Origin of the sequence: Bacillus sp. BD59S, assembly GCF_007363175.1 — a bacterium.
GTDB classification, from domain to species: domain Bacteria; phylum Bacillota; class Bacilli; order Bacillales; family Bacillaceae_G; genus Bacillus_A; species Bacillus_A pacificus.
In genome coordinates this window covers 2,323,435-2,342,853 of sequence record NZ_CP034686.1, presented here as the reverse complement: position 1 = coordinate 2,342,853, position 19,419 = coordinate 2,323,435, and the positions used below count along the sequence as shown (strand labels likewise).

Below are 19,419 nucleotides of genomic sequence, written 5' to 3'. Positions count from 1 at the left end.
CCCTACTTTTCAATTTTTAAATGTGTATGTTTCTTATTAGATTTAGCTAATCCTATTGTAATTGGCAATCCAAGAACTAAAAATACAATAACATCAGCAATTGTTGCACCTAATACTTGTATAACAATTTTGTCAAACGGTTCTCCCATCACAATAATATCGAATGCCCCAGCAAATATAATAGCAATGACGATACCAATTAACCCAGTAATAGCTAAATAAGAAATATCTCCTTTATTATATGTCCCGTTTTTCACACTAAAGCCAACTCTTTTTTGAATAAGCCCCATTGCAAAGCCGATAATACCTGAACTAAAAACCCATCCCCACCAAATACCCCAGCCAGCAATTGTATCTGTTACGGTATGACCGATAAGTCCTATTAACAGTCCTGCCACTGGGCCAAATAACGCTCCAAAAATGGTTAAAATAGCTAACGCAGGTTTAATAAATGTATTTGGTGCAATAGAAAATCCCCATAGTCCTAATATCCCATATAGTGCTGCTCCAATTCCGATTGCCACTACTAATTTTGTTGATAATTTGTTCATTACAATTCCCCTCTCTTAATAGTCAACTTTTATTACTCTATATTTATTTTCAAAATGAATTATGCATCGACACTCCCTTTCTATACAACAAAAAATGACCTCTTACATAAGAGGTCATTTTCTTTCACATTCAAGAATCCTCTTATCTTCCAAAAAACACATCGTGTTCTCTGCGGAATTAGCACCTTCCTATACATTTATATAGGGGTTGCTGAGGTTTCATAGGGCCGTTCCCTCCACCTCTCTGGATAAGTATTAATTTGTAATTCGTATTATGGCACTAAGAAACATAAATTACAATACTTTTCTAATTATTTTTATTTTTTGCTAAATGATTCATTTAAATCATTGTATTCTCATCGGAATTATGAAATAATGAACTCAAAATAGTTACGGGAGGAATATACGATGAAAGTAATCGGTTTAATTGGTGGGCTAAGTTGGGAATCTACATCGTTATACTATAAACATATAAATACACTTACACTCTCTCAATATGATCAAAATGCAAAGCTTGTTTTATATAGCATGGACTTCGGTGAAGTAACTAATTTATTACAAAATCATCAATATGAAGAAGTGAAAAACGAATTAGTTACCGTTGCAAAAAAGGTTGAAAAGTCTGGGGCTGAATGTTTATTAATGTGTTCCAATACAGTACATCTATTTGCTGAAGAAGTAGAGCAAGCAATATCCATTCCACTCCTCCACATTGGTGATGTAAGTGCAAAGAAAATGGTAGAACATAATATAAAGCGTATTGGACTATTAGGTACGAAACAAACAATGGAACAAGACTTCTATAAATCACGTTTAGCAAATTATAACATTGAAACAATCATCCCAAATAAAGAGGCAAGAAATTTTATTCATCATGTTATTTTAAATGAATTAAGTAAAGGAATTATTTCAGAAGTATCAAAAGAAAAGCTATTACAAATTACAAAGTCATTAATTCAAAATGGCGCAGAAGGTATACTACTAGGTTGCACCGAAATACCATTGCTCATTTCCCAAAACGATCTTACTGTTCCTGTTTTTGATACTACTTTTTTACATGCAAATACTGCTGTGCAGTTTGCTGGATAATCATATAAAAGCATAAAGGTGCCACCTCTATGCTTTTATATGACCCACACTATTTATTTAAAAGAGATGTAATCATTGTAATTGCTTCATTTGAACCACCACAATCTAAAAAACTATCTTTCAATTTTCGTATTCCATGCTTATACTTTTCATTTGAAAGAACGTCTGTTACCGCTTCTCTTAACGTTTGCACATTAACATGCTCTTTCAATAACCGATTTGCTGCTTCCAGTTCGGTTAATCTTTGTGCTATCATTGGCTGGTCTTTATCATGTGGAATTATAACAAATGGAACATTAAAATGAATAGCATCGTGTACGCTATTCATACCGCCATGTGTAATAAAAATATCTGCTTCACTTAATACTTCTGTTTGGGGTACGTATGAAGCAATTATAAAATTGTTTGGCGCCTTCTTAATTTTAGAACGATCATTTCTATCACCAATTGCCATTACAACTAACCCATCAAAATCTGAGAAAGCATCAATACATGTATTAAAGAATGGTTCGAGTCCTTCAAGGAGTGTCCCCATTGAAATGTAAATAACTTTCTTATCTTTAAGCAATTCAAGTGGAAACTCTACATTTGTTTTACGACTTGAAATACTCGGCCCAATAAAAATATTATTTTCTCTGAAAGAATCACTATTAGGTTGGAAGTAACGACTTGTGTACACGAGGGTAATATCTCCTTTGTTATGCATAAATTGAAGATTATTTTTAGGCTTCACCCCAAATTCATGTTCTATTCGATATAGTAACTGTTCAGAAATTTCATCAGGTTGGAATGGCATTTCTGCATTTGGATGAAAAGGTAATGTCTCCAAAAATTCAGTAGGAATTAAAAATATAGGAGAAGAAACTACACCTGGAACTTGCAAATACTCCTTTACTAACTCTCCAGCGCCAAATATATCATAAATTACGCAATCAAAATTTATGCTTTCACATAATTCTTTCGTAATTTCTAATATATATAAAGAGGTTTGAACATGTACATGAAAGAAAGAGTCCAGCCCATTTGAAGTTTCAGTATCAATAGAAATCTCCTTTAATAAATCTGGATGGGTATATACATTAGCTCCCAAATCTTCAATTCTGTCTTTAAAGTGTTCTGTAGTAATATAATGGACGTGATCACCCCGTTCAGTAAAGGCTTTGACTAAACTTAATGTAGGATTCACATGTCCCTCTGCCGGAAAATTAACCACTAAAATATTTAGCACTTATTTCTCACTCCTTACATTTCACTTTTTTAATTCAGCATACTGTTATTTGTACAAGTAATCTTCTCCTAATAGTCCTAATATGCTTGCTACATTCTGTTGATAAATAATTCTCAGTCATCAACATAAAAAAAGCATCTACCCATGTAGATGCCTAACCGTGATAAGGAGTGTTCTGTGAGGTTAGAACAAGCTTTTCTGCTTGTCCTATGCAATTAATATATGATTTTTTTTATAAAACGTGAATAGTTAATAGAATTATTTCATCCATTTTATATGATCAAATGGACGAAATACCATTTCTTTTAGAATAAATTGCTTCATATATACCTCTTTTCTAATCCGTTCCTATGTAAAACGCCTCTAGTTTACAGGAATGCTAGAGACGTTTCGTACATGTTAATTCTCTTTAGAATCATCTGTTTTTGGCGCTTCACCAGTTAATCGCTTATTTTTCAAATCAAAATAAGCATCTAGAACTTCTTTTCCAATATCGGAGTTAATGCCCGATTTATCATTTATAACCCACGGTACTACAACAGAAAATGCTACTTCTGGATCATCATATGGCGCATATCCTGCTAATGTTAAGTTATAGCAGTCTCTTCGATCGCCCTTTTCATTTCTTCCAATATCATTTTCTCCACCGTATACAGTCTGTGCAGTACCTGTTTTACCAGCTGGTTTATACGAAGCTTTTTGGAACGCCCTTACTCCCGTTCCATCACCTTCTTGGAATACCCTTCTAAATCCTTCTTTTACTTGATTTATATATTCCTCTTTCATATCTATCTTATTTAAAACGATTGGTTCTATTGAATGCACCACTTTACCAATTTCATCTTTTTGAACAGTCTGTTCTCTAATTTCTTGAACAATTTGTGGTTTCATACGAAAACCACCGTTTGCGATAGTCGAAATATACTGTACAAGCTGAAGCGGTGTATACGTATCATACTGACCGATTGAGTAGTCTAGTAAGAAACCAGGTTGATTATCTTTTTTACCAATTTGTCCAGCTGTTTCATTTGGTAAATCAATGCCCGTTGGAACACCTAATCCAAATTGCCTGAAATAATATCTCATTTTATCAAAACTTTCCTGTTTAATATTTAACGAGCTATTTTTCACATAATCTACACCTGCAATTTTTAATGCTGTGTTAAACATATAGACGTTAGAAGAAACTTGTAAAGCTCTTAGATCATCTATATTTCCAAACGCTTTCCAAGATTTTTTCTCTCTAGTTCCTTTAAACTTCATAGGTGCATCATAAAAATAAGTACCTGGTGTTATTGCTTTCGTTTCAAATCCAGTTAATACTGTTGCCCCTTTAACTGTTGACCCAAGCTCATATGAACTTGTCATCGTTCCTAAAGCATAATCTTCAACCTCCATTTTCCCTTCTTTTTCTACAAGCCTTTTCCCTGCCATTGATAATACTTGTCCATTTTTCGGATTCATCATTACAACGAAAGCACGATCCAACATAGATTCAGACCCTTTATATGCCTTTAATATTTTTTCTATGCTCTCCTCTACTTTTTTTTGTAATTCCATATCTATTGTTAAAGTTAAATTTTTACCGCTTTTCCCTTCAGTAACAGTTTCCGTTCTAATAGTATTTCCTTGTTTATCAGCAATGCTTCTTACTTCTTTTTTTGTACCATGAAGTACATCTTCGTATTGCTGTTCGATATAACTTTTGCCGACCCTATCATTTCGGCTATAATCACGCACTAAATAATATTCTAATCTTTCACGTGGCAATCCTTCATCAGCATTTGAAACGTTACCAAGAACAGAACGGAATAGACCATCATTTACATAGATTCTCTCCCAATCAACTGATGCGTCTACCCCTGGAAGGTTCGCTAAATTTTCACTAATCACCGCATACTCCTGTTCACTAACGTCCTTTTTAATAATTTGAGGTGCCATTTGAAAACCTGAAGTCATTTTACTTTTAATAGCTAACACTTCTATATCTTTAGCCGTTAGTTCTTGAAGATTTTTATCTGTAACGCGTTTCCTTTTTAAATCTTCTATTTTTTTGTCTAGATCTTTTCCGGTAATATCCTTATCTCGAAACTTATCTATTTCTTTTTTTGATACTAAGTCTTGAGTAAGTTTTGGATTTAATTGCATCCAAAAGTCTTTCTTATCAGTCTCTGTTAACTTATCTATATCGTCTTGTGGCATTTCTATTATGTCTGCAAGTTGTCTTGCTGTTTTTAATATTTCTTCTTGTTTTACACCTTTCACCTTTGTATATGTAATCGTACGTAAAGATTTATTATCAACTACTGGATTTCCTTCACGATCAAATATTTTCCCACGTGGTACAGAAAGGCCCACAGTTGCATTTTCTCTCTTCTCTACTTCATTTTTATATGTTTCTCCATCAAAGATTTGCACTTTCCCTAACTGAATAATGATGCCAGAAAATAATAAAAATACACAAAAGAATAATATATTTAGCCGAAGAGATACTACCCTACCATTTTTCTTCTCTTGTTTTTTCACCTCGTTATATTCTCCCCCTTACAATATTCCAAATAATAATCACATTTCTATATTAAAAAAAATGTACAATCTCCATACATTTCTTTATACAAATATTAATATAATGCTTAAAACTTAATAGAAATTAAAACAAAGGTAAAGAAAAGGTAAAGATTACTAAATTAAATATAAAAATACCCAATAACAAAACTTAGCTTTCACTAATCGCTTTGTTATTGGGTATTAAAGGACTTAAGAATTACTACTAGTGCGTATTGCTATACATTGATCGTCACAATTCGAAATAGATTGTTTACTTTGCACTTTCGGTAAGTAAATAGTTACTGTTGTTCCGACACCTACCTCACTCATAATACTTATTTTCCCTTGATGACTTTCAATAATTTTATAACTTAACATTAATCCAATACCGGTACCTTTTTCTTTCGTACTATAAAAAGGTTCACCTAATCTTTTAATTCTTTCTTCAGGTATTCCTATTCCTTTATCAATTACACTAATAATGATACCATCTTTACCAATTTCTTTAATGTGAATTGAAATTCTTCCACCATCAGGCATAGCTTCGATTGAATTTTGCAAAATGTTAATAAATACTTGTTTCAGTTGATTTTCTGAGCATTCAATAATTATCTCTTTAGAATCTGCATATAATTCAACTTGAATATTTGTCATAATTGCTTTTGTATTCATTAATGAGACGACATTTTTAAATATTTGATAAATATTTTTCTTTTCGGTACTTATTTCGTCTGTTTTAGCAATCGACAAAAATTCTTGAAGAATCGCTTCTATTCTTTCAATTTCAGAAAGCATTAGATCAAAATATTTTTCTTGATCTTCTTTATTAATTTGGAATAGCTGTATAAACCCTTTAATGACTGTTAATGGATTCCTAACTTCGTGAGCTACACCAGCTGCTAATTGACCGATTGCTGCAAGTGTATCTGATTTATTTAGCAATTCTTCTGTCTTTTTCCGCTCTGTAATATCCCGTACAATAATCATAATTTTATCATGTAATAACGGTAAACATCTAGCTTCAAAGAAATCGATACTTTCATTAATTGTAAGCGGATATTCAACAATTGCATTTGTTCCTTTTTCTTTCACTTGATAAATTGCTTCTTGAAATTTTTGTGCTACTGAAGATGGTAATACTTCGTAAAACTTTTTTCCCATAAAAGCTTCTGCGGGTACGTAAAATTTTGTAGGGGATCCTGCTTTATAATCAATAATTGTTCCATCATCTTCTGTTAAGAAACATAAATCTGGTAAAGCTTGAAAAATTAATTCTAATTCAGACGTTTGTTGTATTAATTTCTCTTCTATTGCTTTTAAATGTGTAATATCTACACCAACAGCCCAATAACTAAATCCATTTACAGGAAACTGCTCTGATATATTGGACCACATTATTGTTTTAATTTCACCATTTTTACATGTTAAGCGCATTTCCCAATCTCTAAAGTTCTTTCCGCGAGTCAAAAATTTCTTTTGTATCTCGTGACGATAATCATGATCCGGATACAGTAATCGAAGTGCGTTTGGATTTCCAATTATCTCTTCGGCAGTATAGCCTGTCACAATTTCACATTCGCGATTCCACAAAACAAAATCTCCATTATAATCGAGTGCATCAACCATAACAGGCATGTTTTGTAAGATTGTATGTAGTTCCTCCTCTTTTCGAGTAAGTAACGTTGTATTTTTATTTTGAAATCCTTTCATTACTCCATCTATAATTAAATTTGAAAGCATTTCAAAGTATTTTTGGCAATTGAAAATTTCGCTTTTCTGAGACCATACAACAAAAGATCCTAAATATTGATTGTATAAAAAAATGGGGATTTCAATTTTGGGAAGTTTACATATTTTCTTTTCATTTATTCCAAATGAAAATATACATTCTTTTTCAGCATCAAGAAGTTGATGTGATATGTTGGTTAATTGATAAAATTGTTCTGCCATGGTTTCTATTGTACTCACATCAATAAGTTCCATTAGCCGCGCATTCATTCCTTTTTCACCTCAATATGTAAAATTCATACAAATTTAAAATTCATACTTCTCCATTATACGAAGAATGTGCCTGTAGGTATATAGCTGAAGAATAATTATTCGAACAAATTTTATTTTTCAATTAAAATCAGAAAAGAATATCTGTCCACATTGAAACTCTAATCAGTAAGTTTTATTCATCTCCGATTGACTATTATCCGATCCAATCATGATTTTCTTTGTGCAAGAACTCTCCTTAACGTCCTTACATTCGTTAATTTTTGACATGGATTCATACGTACTAGTAACAGTATAAAAATACATTACATATAAAGTTCATAAAATTTTCACAATTATCATGAAAAATATAAACATTTATTCCAATATATTCTATATAATAAAATGTAATAAGGCTTCTATGAAACTCATAGAATACCTTACCCCTAATAAAAGTAAAAAAGAATCCTCATTGGATTCTTTTTTACTTTTTATGCTAATACATACATATGCAAAGCATGTGCAACACCATGTTCTTCATTAGTCAAAGTTTCATATTGACACATCGCTTTTATTTCTTCAACTGCATTTCCCATTGCAATTGATAGATTTGCTTTTTCCATCATGGATACATCGTTTAGCCCATCACCTATCGCTACAGTATTTTCAACTGGAATATTCAGATGTTCCGCTAAAGTATATAGTCCATTTCCTTTTTGAGCGTCTCGATGATTAATCTCTAAATTATGCCAATAGGAAGATGTAATGGCTAAATCAGTATTATGCAGAAACGTTTCTTTTAACTTTTTTAATTTTTCCATGTCATAAGAAAATGGTAAAAGCTTATGCACATGTATATCTGTTTCTACAATCGGTTTACAACTTTCAGCACTATGAAATGCTGTATGTTCAAGGTATAATGCTGCCATCGTTTCTAACTCTTTCAAGTCGATATTTTCATTTGAATTTTTCACATAATCGATTTCATTGCGTACACTCTCTACTCCATATTCCGGTACGTACACACCTTTATCAGTATAAAGCTGATAATATAAACCATTCTCTTCAAGATATTCTACAATCTTGAGTGCCTGCATATTTTGAATTGGATATCTCTTCATCATTTTTTTATCTTTATATATAAGCGCTCCGTTTTCAGCAATAATTGGACACTCTAAATTAACTTCTAATAATAATCGTTCAATATCGACGATAGAACGACCTGTACAAATTGCTACAACATGGCCAGCTTCCTGACATTTTCGAATTGCTTCTGCATTCTCTTTACTAATCATTTTGTTACCCGAAAGAAGAGTTCCATCTAAATCAATTGCGATTAATTTCATTATTTCTTCACCACTTTCTATATATACACGAGCTCATATTAAATGAAAGGTATCGTTTTCATACCGACCTCGTAAAGTACTCCTTATTTATAATTTATGAAAAGCGTTTCAGGTCAAGAAATAATTATAAATAAAATCCAAAGCAAGAGCTTTGGATTTTAAACTATGAATTATAACAAATATATTTTGTCTCACACGTGTATACATTCTTTTCTTTAGTTGGGACATATACTTTAAACTTTTCTAAACGTTTTCCGTAAACATGAATGGTGACAACGCTTTCATTTTTGGCTATTTCAAGGATATGACAATCAGCTGGTGGAATGACTTTATCTGTTTCTCCTTCTCCCAAATAAAGATTTCCTGTATGAGTTAAATAAACAAGTGAATTTTCAAGCTGCTTAGTTTGTATAAAGTTCTGCACCATTATTCTTCCTGTAAATACGCCTTCTACTCCCCATGTGCCATCATGGTCATGTAAAGGAGTCGATTGTCCATCTTTCCATACAAGAGCTAGTACTTCAAAACGATTTAAAGGATCTTCATATAATAAGTGCCGTGCATATTGAGCCGAATTCGCCTTCTGTTTTTCTAACGGAAGCCATGTTTTCTTTTCTAAAAGTTCTTCTAATAATTTTTCAATTCCACAAACAATTTGATTTTCTAACAAATTACTATTTATTAAATCTGTTACAGCTTTAATAAATGTTTGGAACGTCTTACTTCCATTACACGTTAACATAAGCATCCTCCTATACTCTTATTCACACACTTCCATACTAAATAACCCACTAAAATTTTACAATTGAGAAATAAAAAAACAAGGTACAATAAATCTGTGCCTTGCCGAACAGCTTATTGAGTTTTTAAGCAGATAGGTAAGAATTTCAAAGTTTGTTCATTCTCCAATATACATTTTTCTAAATTGAAAGATGAAGACAACTCTATTTTTTCAAAAGCATTTATAAATGTTTTTAATGCAATCTCAGCTTCTAATCGTGCAAGTGGTGCGCCTAAGCAAAAGTGAGCACCTTTACCAAAGGTTAAATGCTTTTCATTTCCGATTCGGTGTAAATTAAATTTAGAGGCTTGTGCAAACTTTTTCTCATCTAAGTTTGCTGCACTTACCCACGCAACAATCATTTGATCCTTTTTCATAAGAGGTCCAAATATATTTGTATCCTCTGTAATCCTCCTAGCTAATGTAACTGGAAAGCGATAGCGTAATACTTCCTCAATAGCTTTTGAAATTAATGTAGGTTCTTTCCTTAATTCTTTATATGTTCCAGCTGAATCCACTAAGAAACAATAAAAACTATTAATAATTAAATTTGTAGTTGTTTCATTGCCAGCCGCTAATAGTCCTAAAGAAAAAGTAACAATTTCTTCATCGGTTAACCGTTCTCCTTCATATTCAGCTCGTATTAAATCTGAAATAATATCGTCGGTTAAATGGAATCTCTTTTCTTGAACGATTGGTAGAAGATATGCTTTAAATTCATTTAATGCTATCTCCTTTTCTACATCCAGATCATTAAACTTTTCTTTACTATACGGCATAAATAAAATATCAGACCATTCTTTAATTTTTTTACGATCTGTTGTGGGTACGCCTAATAAATCAGAAATAACGGTAACAGGTAAAGGTGCAGCGAACTGTTCAACAATATTAACTTCACTACATTTTTCAAGTTGCTGTACAAGTTCATCTGCTATAGCCTGTATTCGAGGTTTCCATTGTTCTAAACTTCTTGGAGTAAATGCTTTAGAAACGATAGAACGTACATTGCGATGTTCTGGTGGATCAGTAGAGTTTATATTTATTCTAGTTTCTAAAGGAGGGATTGAGAATTGTCTTCGCTCCCTTCTACTTGAAAACAGGCGATAGTCTGATAAAACACGATTTACGTCCTCATACAAAAATACATTCCAAACATCTTGCTCTTCATCATAATGTACTGGGTGATTATCCCTCATAAATTGATACCACTCATACGGATTCCACAATTCCTCTTTCGTTTTCAGCTTTGAAATTTCATGAACTAAAATCACATTTTCAGGCGAAGCCATAGTCCTTTCCTCCCTTTTCTTTTACAATAAAAGTGATAGGTCGGTAATTCAAAGTTGTATAATCTAACATATGTTATTTTAACATATACTAAAGGGGATTTTTCGTAGGAGAACTTGAGAAATAAATAAGGGGGATTTTTATGTATGTTGATATTTTATTGCTCGCAGAATTGACGTCAGGGCCAAAATATGGGTATGAAATAAAGAAAAATATCCAAAATCGGTTAGGAGAGAATTTTGAATTAAATCATAATATGCTTTATCCTTCTCTTCGACGTTTTGAGAATATGGGGGCTATAACGAAAAAAGTACATACACAAGTCGGTAAGCCAAACCGAAATATGTACGACATAACTGAAACAGGAGAAGAGATCTTTTCTGAAATGTTGCGCGAGTTTCCCGAAAAACTCGCGACAAACAATATTGAATTTCTTGTTCGTATCGCGCTATTTGAAAAACTTGATTATGAAGAGAGAAAAGAAGTTTTAACAATACGCCAAGACATACTACATAAACAACTTACTGCTATTCAATCTCTTGATGCTAACTCATTTTTTATTACAGAAGTCATTGACTTCAGTAAATCACGTATCGAACATGAATTGCTTTGGATTACATCACTTATGAAGAAAATATGAAAAAATAAAAGAAAAGTTAAAAACAATGAATGAAAATGAGATTTATTATCAATACTATAATTAATAAAAGGGCAACCACGATTTGGCTACCCTTCAAAAATTTATACTTCCGGATCGAAAGTTTTGCAATCTGTTTCTTCTGTAGTCGATGCTTGTTTCCCTTTATGACTTACTACATAAATTGCGTCTGCGCTACATTTATTACCGTTAGCCCAAAATTTACAGTTGTTTACTTCACATAAAACGTCTTGTGCCATAGTATCACACCTCCTTGTTCTATTATCATTAACAAAATTCGGAGGTATGATACTCTTTGTTATGCATTTTTCATTCCATTTTTAGCTTTCTTAATGGCTCTATATCCCCTTGTACAATAGCATCTATATTTTCAGTTATTTTTTTAATATCAAAATGCCACCATTGAATTTGCAGTAATTCCTCTATTATTGTATTTGTAAATCGTTCCTTTATTTTATTTGCAGGGTTTCCACCAACAATTGTATATGGTGCAACGTCTCTAGTCACAACAGATTTAGCTGCAATGATTGCACCATCCCCTATTTTGATTCCGGGCATAATGGTTGCATCCATACCAATCCAAACGTCATTACCTATGACTGTATCTCCTTTGTAAGGTAAATCAGACAAATTAGGTGTATACTTCTCCCACCCATTTCCAAATATATTAAATGGATATGCTGAAAATCCATCCATACGATGATTCGCTCCGTTCATAATAAAGGTAACTCCATTTGCAATACAACAAAACTTTCCAATGATAAGGTGATCACCAAGAAATTCATAATGATGGAGTACTCGATCTTCAAATGTTTCTCCATCTTTCGCATCATAATATGAATAGTCTCCGGCGAGTATACTAGCTTTCGTTATTGTATTTTTTATAAAGTGAACATTTTTATTTCCTTCGATAGGGTATTTAACATTTGGATTAGGATTCATGTTGCACAGCACTTCCTTTCCTATCCATTTCACTTTCTACCGCTATTACTGGCTTTAAATTGTATATAGGTAAAATAAATAATAATCCAATTATAAATAGTAAAGCTGTGCCTTCATACATCGTACTTAATGAGAATATTTCTTTTAATGAACCAGCAATACTCATTGTTACTACCATTGAACCGGTGAATAGCGGACTTAAAATGCCATTTACACGACCAATAAAATCAGTATCACTATTTTGAATAATGAGCGTATTAATACCTATTTGAATACAAGGAAGAGCTAAACCGCTAAAAAGTTGTGCTGTGAGTGTTACCCATAAATTGGTGGAATAACCTATAATACCGATGCCGATTGCCTGACCAAACATACCGATAATTAACATCTTTTGCGGCGCAACGTTTTTTGCAAACACCATCGCTAAAGCACCGCCAACAATCATTCCTGCACCATTTACTGTTAGTAACCATTGTAAACTCTCTTTTGATAATCCTAACTGCTCAGTTACAATAAAAATACCTAACGGCTGAATTAAACCAATTCCTAGTCCTGCTGCCATAAAACAAAGCCCTAGCAAAGTTAATGCCTTTTTCTTTTTTACGTATTTAATACCGTCCAGCATTTCCTGTAATAAAGTGATTTCTTTCTTCTCATTATCATTCTCAAGATCTTTCGGAAGAAATAACAACACAGCTGCTGCCAGTAAAAAAGCGATACCTGTTATGATGATTGAAATATAAATTCCAAAACTATGGAAAATAAATGTCCCCAGAATCGGTCCTAGCACCATAAAAATCGCAAAAATTGTTTGATATATAGACATCGCTAATTGGATTTGTTCCGTTGATAAATGCTGTTTAAACAATTTCATACCAGATGGTTGAGAAAATTGCGAAAGAATTGCAGAAATAAGCGTGACAAAAAACACAATTTTCCACGTACCAAACATAAGAGTAATTAATACAGCAAATACTGAAATAGAACTTAACGTTTCACACCATATCATTGTCTTCTTCGGCTTCCACCTATCAGCAAACGTTCCACCAATAAAGGAAAAGATGAAAATTGGAGCAAATTCCGCCACTGAAATCATCGAAATAGCAAAAGCATCACCTTTTGTCATTTCCATTACATATAGTAATACGGCAAAGTTCCGAACCCATATTCCAATTTGTAAAAATAATGCTGAAGCTAAAATTCCCTGTACAAATCTATTCTTCAATACTTGTGATACCCCATTATTTTGTTTCGTTTCTACATTTGTCGACATAAAAAAGCCTCCTATTTCATGTTCTGAACAGGAGGCAGCACAAATCATATGAAAAGACTATATTTTTCGCAGAGCGAAATACATCCCTTTTCTAAAAATGTACAGACTAATCCTATTCAGAAGAATATTTCGTTTTTTAACGAAGATCTCTTACAAATAGAATTAGTTGATCATTGGGATGTTTTCACCCTTCCGTTTCGAATTTAAATAACACATACATACTCTATGTAAATCATTTTCTATGTATGCATGTCTTACAATAAATATTCTAGAATGTTAATGGTAATTCCTCTAAAGAACGCATTAAATAATTACCTTGCCACTTAATGTCTTCACGATTCCCTTTTATTTGTAGTTTAGGCATTCGATTAAATAAAGTAGTAATAGCAATCTTTGCTTCTAACCTCGCAAGTGGAGCTCCTAAGCAGAAATGACTACCATGGCCAAAGGCAATGTGACGGTTGTTCTCCCGTGTAATATCAAATATTTCTGGATTTTCAAATACTGTTTCATCACGGTTCGCTGAAGCCAATGCGATAATAACCATATCTCCCTTCTGTATTGTTTGATGGTGAATTTGAAAAGGTTCTGCTGCCCATCTTGCAGTTGTAACCTCAACTGGAGAATAATAACGTAATCCTTCCTCTATAGCCGAATCAATTAATTTTGGATTATCTTTTAATAACTGTAATTGATTTGGATTTTCAAGAAGTGCTAATACCGTATTTGTAATTAAATTCACTGTCGTCTCATGTCCTGCTACAATTAATAGCATTATCATTGAATATAGTTCCCGAGCGCTCAGTTTATGCCCTTCACTCTCTGCAAGTATTAAAGCACTCACCAAGTCTTCTTTTGGCCCTTTTCGTTTCATATCAACTAAATATTGAAGATATGTAATAAACTCAGATAGTTGTTTTTCAGTTTCTTTTATTTCTTCAGGTGTTTCTGGTGATGCAATAACAGCATGAGACCAAATTCTAAATTTCGCTTGATCTTCTTTTGGAATACCGAGCATCTCACTTATCACAATAATTGGTAATGGAAATGAATAATCATCCACAAGATTTAATGTACCTTTTCGCTCTATATCACCTATCAAATCATCTGCTATTCTCTGAATTCTTCCGTCTAATTGTGCAATCATCTTCGGTGTAAAAGCTTTTTGAACTAAAGATCGTAAACGACTGTGGTTAGGTGGATCTGAATTTAGCATATGTGTTGTTAAGTGGTCACTATTATCAACGGAAAGATACATGTTCTTTGTATCTTGAGAAAACACATTTGTCCAATCTTTTTTTAAACGATTATCTTTTAAAAGTGGCAGAGCATCTTCATATCTAGTAATAAGCCATTCTTTACCGATTTCAACTTGGTTTACAAATAATATTGGTTGTTTTTTTCTCGATTCTTTATAAATTTCATACGCATCTTCTTTAAACTGAGCTGAAGCTAAATTAATGCCATCCTCTATGCTTAACCCAACTTTATTTTTCATTGACATTGTATTCCCTCACTCTCATTTGTTGTTGAAAACCAACCCAACATATGCATTATACTCTAATAAAAACGCGAAAATTGTAAATTTTTAATCAAAATATTACTTCGTATATTGAAAAATAAAAAGTGAGAAAGTAAAATCGTTTCACTCCCTCACTTCTCTTTATGCGAAGCACATAAAATTACTAATTTGTTGATAGCGATAACTTACTTTACGACGACGACCACCTTGCCACGTGTAACCTGATACTCCATTTCTTCTCACTTCAGTCGGGAAGAACCATAAATCCCTTCCAAAAGGACCAGGACGATGTAAGCGTAAATAGCCCCATCTTCCTAGACAGTTACACATCCATGATTTCATATTACCTGGTTGTGCAGGAGAAGCAAATGTAGACGGTAACGACGGCGCTTGTGACGGAGGTGGTGACGTTGGAGCATCTTCCGCATCATCTGGTCTGTAATCTTCTTGTTCAATATCTCTCACTTCATTTGTAGGTTCATACCCGTAGTTTTGTGGATTATAATACATCGCTTGATCATATGGATAATTTTGCTGGTTATACATATTAATAAATCACCTTCTTTTTATTCATTGTCTTTACCATTCATATGTGATATGCCCTCTCTGGGAAGCTTATGTATAGCCTAAATTCAACAAAAAATAAAGCTCGTATTTAAAAATACGAGCTTCTTCATAAACAGAATAGATGTATTATTTTCTTAATTTCACACTATAGAAACGCATTTCATCTAATGAACCTTCAAATTCAAATACTTCTTGTTTAATTAATTCCTTTAAGCGATATTCTAAAAACGTATCGCCAACTGATTGTTCTACAAGACCAAGTGCTTCACCAATTACTCTAGGAGCTTTTCGGAATTCTTGATCAGCGCCTATACTTTTCGCGCATTCAATAATAAATTGATCAAAATAATTTTCTTGTACAGAACGTACTTCATTGTCTGTCCAAACTCTTAAAAATTCCGTACTTTTCGATAGACTATCCCACTCTTGTTCAAACTGCATACGTTTCTCTACAGTTAAATACGGCAATTTTACAAAACTTTTTTGAATTAGAGCTAAACTTTCAGGTGCTAACTCTCCAGTTCCACGAATCGCATACTCTAGTTTTAATATTTTTTTACTTGCATCAGATGTATTCATAACGCGAATATTTTTCTTATCTTTTAATTGCGCCATTACAAAACATAGACCTACATGTTCATGTGCGTTATCGGCTTTCCAAATTGTAATAGGGATTTCAATAGGTATAGCATGTAGTTCTTCTATAGTTTTTAAAAACCTTGGTAAATACTCTTCTTCAAAATAATTTTCATAAGCATTTAAGTTGTTTACTAACCATTCCTGTCTTGCTAGTTGCCCTTCATTCATATGTAACTTATTTATCGGCCCAATTGAAAAGAATTCAGAAAAAGCAACGACCATCTCTTCCAATCGTTCTTCTTGACCCAGCATATGCTTTAAACATCCAGCTGTTGAATCATCAAAAGCAATATGTACGTGTGAGCTTTCTTTTACATTTCTTTTATAAGATGTATTACTCGTTAGTTGCCTAGAAATATCCATCAAATTTTTAATAGTATCTTCACTATACTTTTCTTCTAATAAATTTAATTGGATTAGAATACTTTGAAGTAAATGTTTTGCCTCATCTTCGTGCATATCCTCTACAGCATTTTTAATTTTATCTATCATGTAAATCCCTCTATTCATTTCAAAAATAACGTAGATTATAGTGTATCATTTAAGTGTTACTCATTAAAAGTTTTTTAGTCAAATCATGTATTAGAAAGATTGCTAAATAACCTTTTGTAAATCTTTTTATTTAAATGTATAATTATATAGAAAATAAAAATTATAGGAGCTATGTTTATGGAGAAAATATTTCCTAATTATAAACATTATCTAAAAAATTGGAGATTTATATTTATTTGTATATTACCTACTATCGCCTTTTTGTATGCTTTTGATGTCATCTTTGAATTACTATTTCATCAAGATTTCTATTTATCTAACTTAATTTTTGCTATTATTTTATTTTTAATATTTATGAGCATCAAAGACATGTTTAAAATTAAAAGTTAAAGATCCGGATAAAGTGAAACTTTAATCAGGGGGGGTTCTTCATCCCCACTGATTATTAGCCCTCATCAATCGGACTTTAATGGGCAGCCCGACCCCCACCTAACTTCTTTGCTTTCGCTGAATTTTGAGGTGGGGTCTTACTGCCCATTAAAGTGGGATAAAAAAAGAGCACCCTGCAATCAGATGCTCTCATGTGATAGAGGTTTTTCTGAGTATTAAGTAGGACACGAAGGTCTTGTCCCACTATCTAATATATGCTTGTACTTATTTTTTGTGCATGTACGAAGTATCACTTTAAATTCTCCTCATAAATTCATTGTACAATTAACATATTTATACATAAAAAAAACATCCTCCGTGGATGTTTTTTATGTACCAATTTTTAAGCTTCCATAAACTTAGCCGGTACACCAATTTTTTCAACTACAGAAGATATATTAGTAGGATTAATCATTACATTTTCAATACTAACTAATTTATTTTCTAATAGTCCATTCTCTGTTGTAATAAGTTTTTCAAACCGCTCTAAAGTCATCGAAAATTTATGTTCACTTCCGCCATTCATACTGACTTTTACATACTTCATCGTGCACCCGCCTTTCATAATAATCTATAATTCGATAAAAAGGCGCTTACATCCTTTTTATTTAATACTAGATTTTACACTTTTACACTTGCCAATTTACGTTTATATTTAATATGAAAAAAACTGATACTAATATTTGTTCATATTATAATTGCGAGTAAAAATGATAAAGATAGAAATGCACAAAGTGGTATAAATAAAACAGTATCCATTCTAGCAAAACGCGTATCTTTTTTTCGTTTAAAGATACCAAAATAATGAAATTCACCTATTACTCTTAGAAAAAAAACAACCATACAAACCCAGGATCCCATTCGAACAATAATATTAGGAAATGCGAAATGAACAATATTTGTTTGTTGTAATAAAATTATCGCTGCCATACTTAGTAAAAACGCAATGAACAAAGTCATCCCTGTACCTGGTGTAAAAGCCTTTTCTCCAGCTTTTGTTGGAATGACACTATTTGTCGCCCACTTACCTCCAAAAGCCCAATAAACATGTAAAAAGCTAACTAAAAATAATATACAGACAGAAATATATGTAATAATAAACATTTTGTCCTCCCATTATTTTATTTTAGTCCTCGATTTTAGAGTATGCTATAAATTTCACCTTAGCAATCTATTTTTAATAACATAAAAAACCCCTTAATGATTTTTCTTAAAATTGATTAATCATTAAAGGGCTTTTAATTTCATTATGCATTATACCTATTTCTACGACGTTCCATCCTCGTTTGTCCTTGAGAAGTCTCTTCTTTATATTGAGGTATTTGCTCTGCCATTTCATATGTTGCAACTGCAGTGGGTTCTTCGTAATTATGCTCACGTATTTTTTCAGGCGTTTTTTGTTTCGATACTTTTCCACCGAACTTAAATAATTTTAACTTAAATTTCGGTAATCTTGGGATCGGAATCTTAAATGATCGCTTTTTACGTTTCTTTTTTTGTTGAAATAAAGTTATATTTTCTTTATAATCCTCTTCTTTACGGTGTAATAACATAGCAATTAATCCACCTAATATAAGTCCACCAACTAAAAGCATAAGATATTTGAAATTACTTGTCATTAAACTCGACATACGTTCAAGTATGACTAACGACTGCACTTCTTTAATATCCCATAGTAAAGCAGCCCATAATGCGAATAAACCGAAAGTAAGCCCATATGTACGAAAACGGAATAAACATGGGATTAAAGCGATACAAGCAGCAATTTTTGCATTCGCTATGATTGAACTTGTTGAAATATCTTGATGCCAAATGACTAACAGTAGTGTAATAAATGGCGCATACGCTATCCAACTACATATACGTGAATATATTTTTTTCGCAAAATAACTACCGAAACTGGTGAAAAATAAAAGGCCTCCAATATATAAAGATTGTTCTAGTGGGATTTGTTTCATAATTCCTGCAACTGGAAAGAGGCCGCTTAATAGCATTAATAGCACATCTAATTTCTTCACAATTCCTCATTCCTTTCAAATTTCTTTTGAGTCAATTCATATTGCTTTTCCACATGGTGTAGTTTTTCATTTC

The 19,419-nt window shown here is 32.4% G+C and carries 19 protein-coding genes and 1 riboswitch; of the genes, 3 read left to right on the top strand and 16 right to left on the bottom strand.

Going from position 1 to position 19,419, the window contains the following annotated elements; all coding sequences use genetic code 11:
- Positions 1 to 2: 2 nt before the first annotated feature.
- The gene (locus EKQ63_RS14055; RefSeq protein ID WP_001038197.1) at positions 3 to 551 is read right to left on the bottom strand and encodes an ECF-type riboflavin transporter substrate-binding protein; all 549 of its coding nucleotides are present in this window, start codon (positions 549 to 551) and stop codon (positions 3 to 5) included.
- A 139-nt stretch (positions 552 to 690) separates the two neighbouring features.
- Positions 691 to 806: riboswitch (SAM riboswitch) on the bottom strand.
- 153 nt (positions 807 to 959) lie between these two features.
- Here EKQ63_RS14055 and EKQ63_RS14050 point away from each other — a divergent pair.
- Positions 960 to 1,640, top strand: a complete 681-nt coding sequence (locus tag EKQ63_RS14050) for an aspartate/glutamate racemase family protein (protein ID WP_087953587.1) — start codon at positions 960 to 962, stop codon at positions 1,638 to 1,640.
- 49 nt (positions 1,641 to 1,689) lie between these two features.
- Here the strand turns inward: EKQ63_RS14050 and EKQ63_RS14045 are convergent, their stop codons facing one another.
- From EKQ63_RS14045 to EKQ63_RS14020, 6 genes are all read right to left on the bottom strand, one after another.
- Entirely contained in the window at positions 1,690 to 2,868 is a 1,179-nt protein-coding gene (locus EKQ63_RS14045; protein WP_087953588.1) for a macrolide family glycosyltransferase, read from the bottom strand.
- 399 nt (positions 2,869 to 3,267) lie between these two features.
- Positions 3,268 to 5,394 carry a peptidoglycan D,D-transpeptidase FtsI family protein gene (locus EKQ63_RS14040; protein WP_087953589.1) on the bottom strand — a complete coding sequence of 709 codons (2,127 nt, stop codon included), beginning with the start codon at positions 5,392 to 5,394 and terminating at the stop codon, positions 3,268 to 3,270.
- Between the two features lie 231 nt (positions 5,395 to 5,625).
- Positions 5,626 to 7,413 (bottom strand): PAS domain-containing sensor histidine kinase, encoded by a 1,788-nt coding sequence (locus EKQ63_RS14035; RefSeq protein WP_142940706.1) that lies wholly within the window; start codon positions 7,411 to 7,413, stop codon positions 5,626 to 5,628.
- Positions 7,414 to 7,883: 470 nt separating this feature from the next.
- Positions 7,884 to 8,738 carry a Cof-type HAD-IIB family hydrolase gene (locus EKQ63_RS14030; RefSeq protein WP_143881153.1) on the bottom strand — a complete coding sequence of 285 codons (855 nt, stop codon included), beginning with the start codon at positions 8,736 to 8,738 and terminating at the stop codon, positions 7,884 to 7,886.
- 163 nt (positions 8,739 to 8,901) lie between these two features.
- Entirely contained in the window at positions 8,902 to 9,480 is a 579-nt protein-coding gene (locus tag EKQ63_RS14025) for a cysteine dioxygenase family protein (RefSeq protein ID WP_087997312.1), read from the bottom strand.
- Positions 9,481 to 9,593: 113 nt separating this feature from the next.
- Positions 9,594 to 10,808, bottom strand: a complete 1,215-nt coding sequence (locus EKQ63_RS14020) for a cytochrome P450 (protein ID WP_087953593.1) — start codon at positions 10,806 to 10,808, stop codon at positions 9,594 to 9,596.
- A 140-nt stretch (positions 10,809 to 10,948) separates the two neighbouring features.
- Between EKQ63_RS14020 and EKQ63_RS14015 the strand changes: the two genes are divergently transcribed.
- On the top strand, positions 10,949 to 11,446 hold the full coding sequence (locus EKQ63_RS14015) for a PadR family transcriptional regulator (protein ID WP_087953594.1): 498 nt from the start codon (positions 10,949 to 10,951) through the stop codon (positions 11,444 to 11,446).
- Positions 11,447 to 11,547: 101 nt separating this feature from the next.
- Here the strand turns inward: EKQ63_RS14015 and EKQ63_RS14010 are convergent, their stop codons facing one another.
- The 6 genes from EKQ63_RS14010 to EKQ63_RS13985 all read right to left on the bottom strand — a co-directional run bounded on the left by EKQ63_RS14010 (position 11,548) and on the right by EKQ63_RS13985 (position 16,899).
- Entirely contained in the window at positions 11,548 to 11,703 is a 156-nt protein-coding gene (locus EKQ63_RS14010) for a DUF1540 domain-containing protein (RefSeq protein WP_000046091.1), read from the bottom strand.
- Positions 11,704 to 11,773: 70 nt separating this feature from the next.
- On the bottom strand, positions 11,774 to 12,406 hold the full coding sequence (locus EKQ63_RS14005) for a Vat family streptogramin A O-acetyltransferase (RefSeq protein WP_143881152.1): 633 nt from the start codon (positions 12,404 to 12,406) through the stop codon (positions 11,774 to 11,776).
- Positions 12,396 to 13,679, bottom strand: a complete 1,284-nt coding sequence (locus tag EKQ63_RS14000; protein ID WP_087997314.1) for an MFS transporter — start codon at positions 13,677 to 13,679, stop codon at positions 12,396 to 12,398. Before EKQ63_RS14000 ends, EKQ63_RS14005 begins: the two co-directional genes overlap by 11 nt.
- Before the next feature lie 268 nt (positions 13,680 to 13,947).
- Positions 13,948 to 15,183 (bottom strand): cytochrome P450 family protein, encoded by a 1,236-nt coding sequence (locus EKQ63_RS13995; protein WP_087997315.1) that lies wholly within the window; start codon positions 15,181 to 15,183, stop codon positions 13,948 to 13,950.
- Positions 15,184 to 15,342: 159 nt separating this feature from the next.
- On the bottom strand, positions 15,343 to 15,747 hold the full coding sequence (locus EKQ63_RS13990; protein ID WP_000282687.1) for a hypothetical protein: 405 nt from the start codon (positions 15,745 to 15,747) through the stop codon (positions 15,343 to 15,345).
- A gap of 147 nt (positions 15,748 to 15,894) precedes the next feature.
- A complete protein-coding gene (locus EKQ63_RS13985) occupies positions 15,895 to 16,899 on the bottom strand; it encodes a DUF1835 domain-containing protein (protein ID WP_087997316.1) in 1,005 nt (334 codons plus the stop codon).
- A gap of 177 nt (positions 16,900 to 17,076) precedes the next feature.
- Between EKQ63_RS13985 and EKQ63_RS13980 the strand changes: the two genes are divergently transcribed.
- On the top strand, positions 17,077 to 17,289 hold the full coding sequence (locus EKQ63_RS13980; protein ID WP_087953599.1) for a hypothetical protein: 213 nt from the start codon (positions 17,077 to 17,079) through the stop codon (positions 17,287 to 17,289).
- Between the two features lie 382 nt (positions 17,290 to 17,671).
- Here EKQ63_RS13980 and EKQ63_RS13975 read toward each other — a convergent pair whose 3' ends face one another.
- From EKQ63_RS13975 to EKQ63_RS13965, 3 genes are all read right to left on the bottom strand, one after another.
- Positions 17,672 to 17,875: a hypothetical protein gene (locus tag EKQ63_RS13975; RefSeq protein ID WP_014893685.1), complete on the bottom strand. Its 204-nt coding sequence runs from the start codon at positions 17,873 to 17,875 to the stop codon at positions 17,672 to 17,674.
- Between the two features lie 140 nt (positions 17,876 to 18,015).
- On the bottom strand, positions 18,016 to 18,432 hold the full coding sequence (locus tag EKQ63_RS13970) for a DUF3995 domain-containing protein (RefSeq protein ID WP_087953600.1): 417 nt from the start codon (positions 18,430 to 18,432) through the stop codon (positions 18,016 to 18,018).
- Between the two features lie 143 nt (positions 18,433 to 18,575).
- On the bottom strand, positions 18,576 to 19,346 hold the full coding sequence (locus tag EKQ63_RS13965) for a DUF3959 family protein (protein WP_097610133.1): 771 nt from the start codon (positions 19,344 to 19,346) through the stop codon (positions 18,576 to 18,578).
- Positions 19,347 to 19,419: the final 73 nt, after the last annotated feature.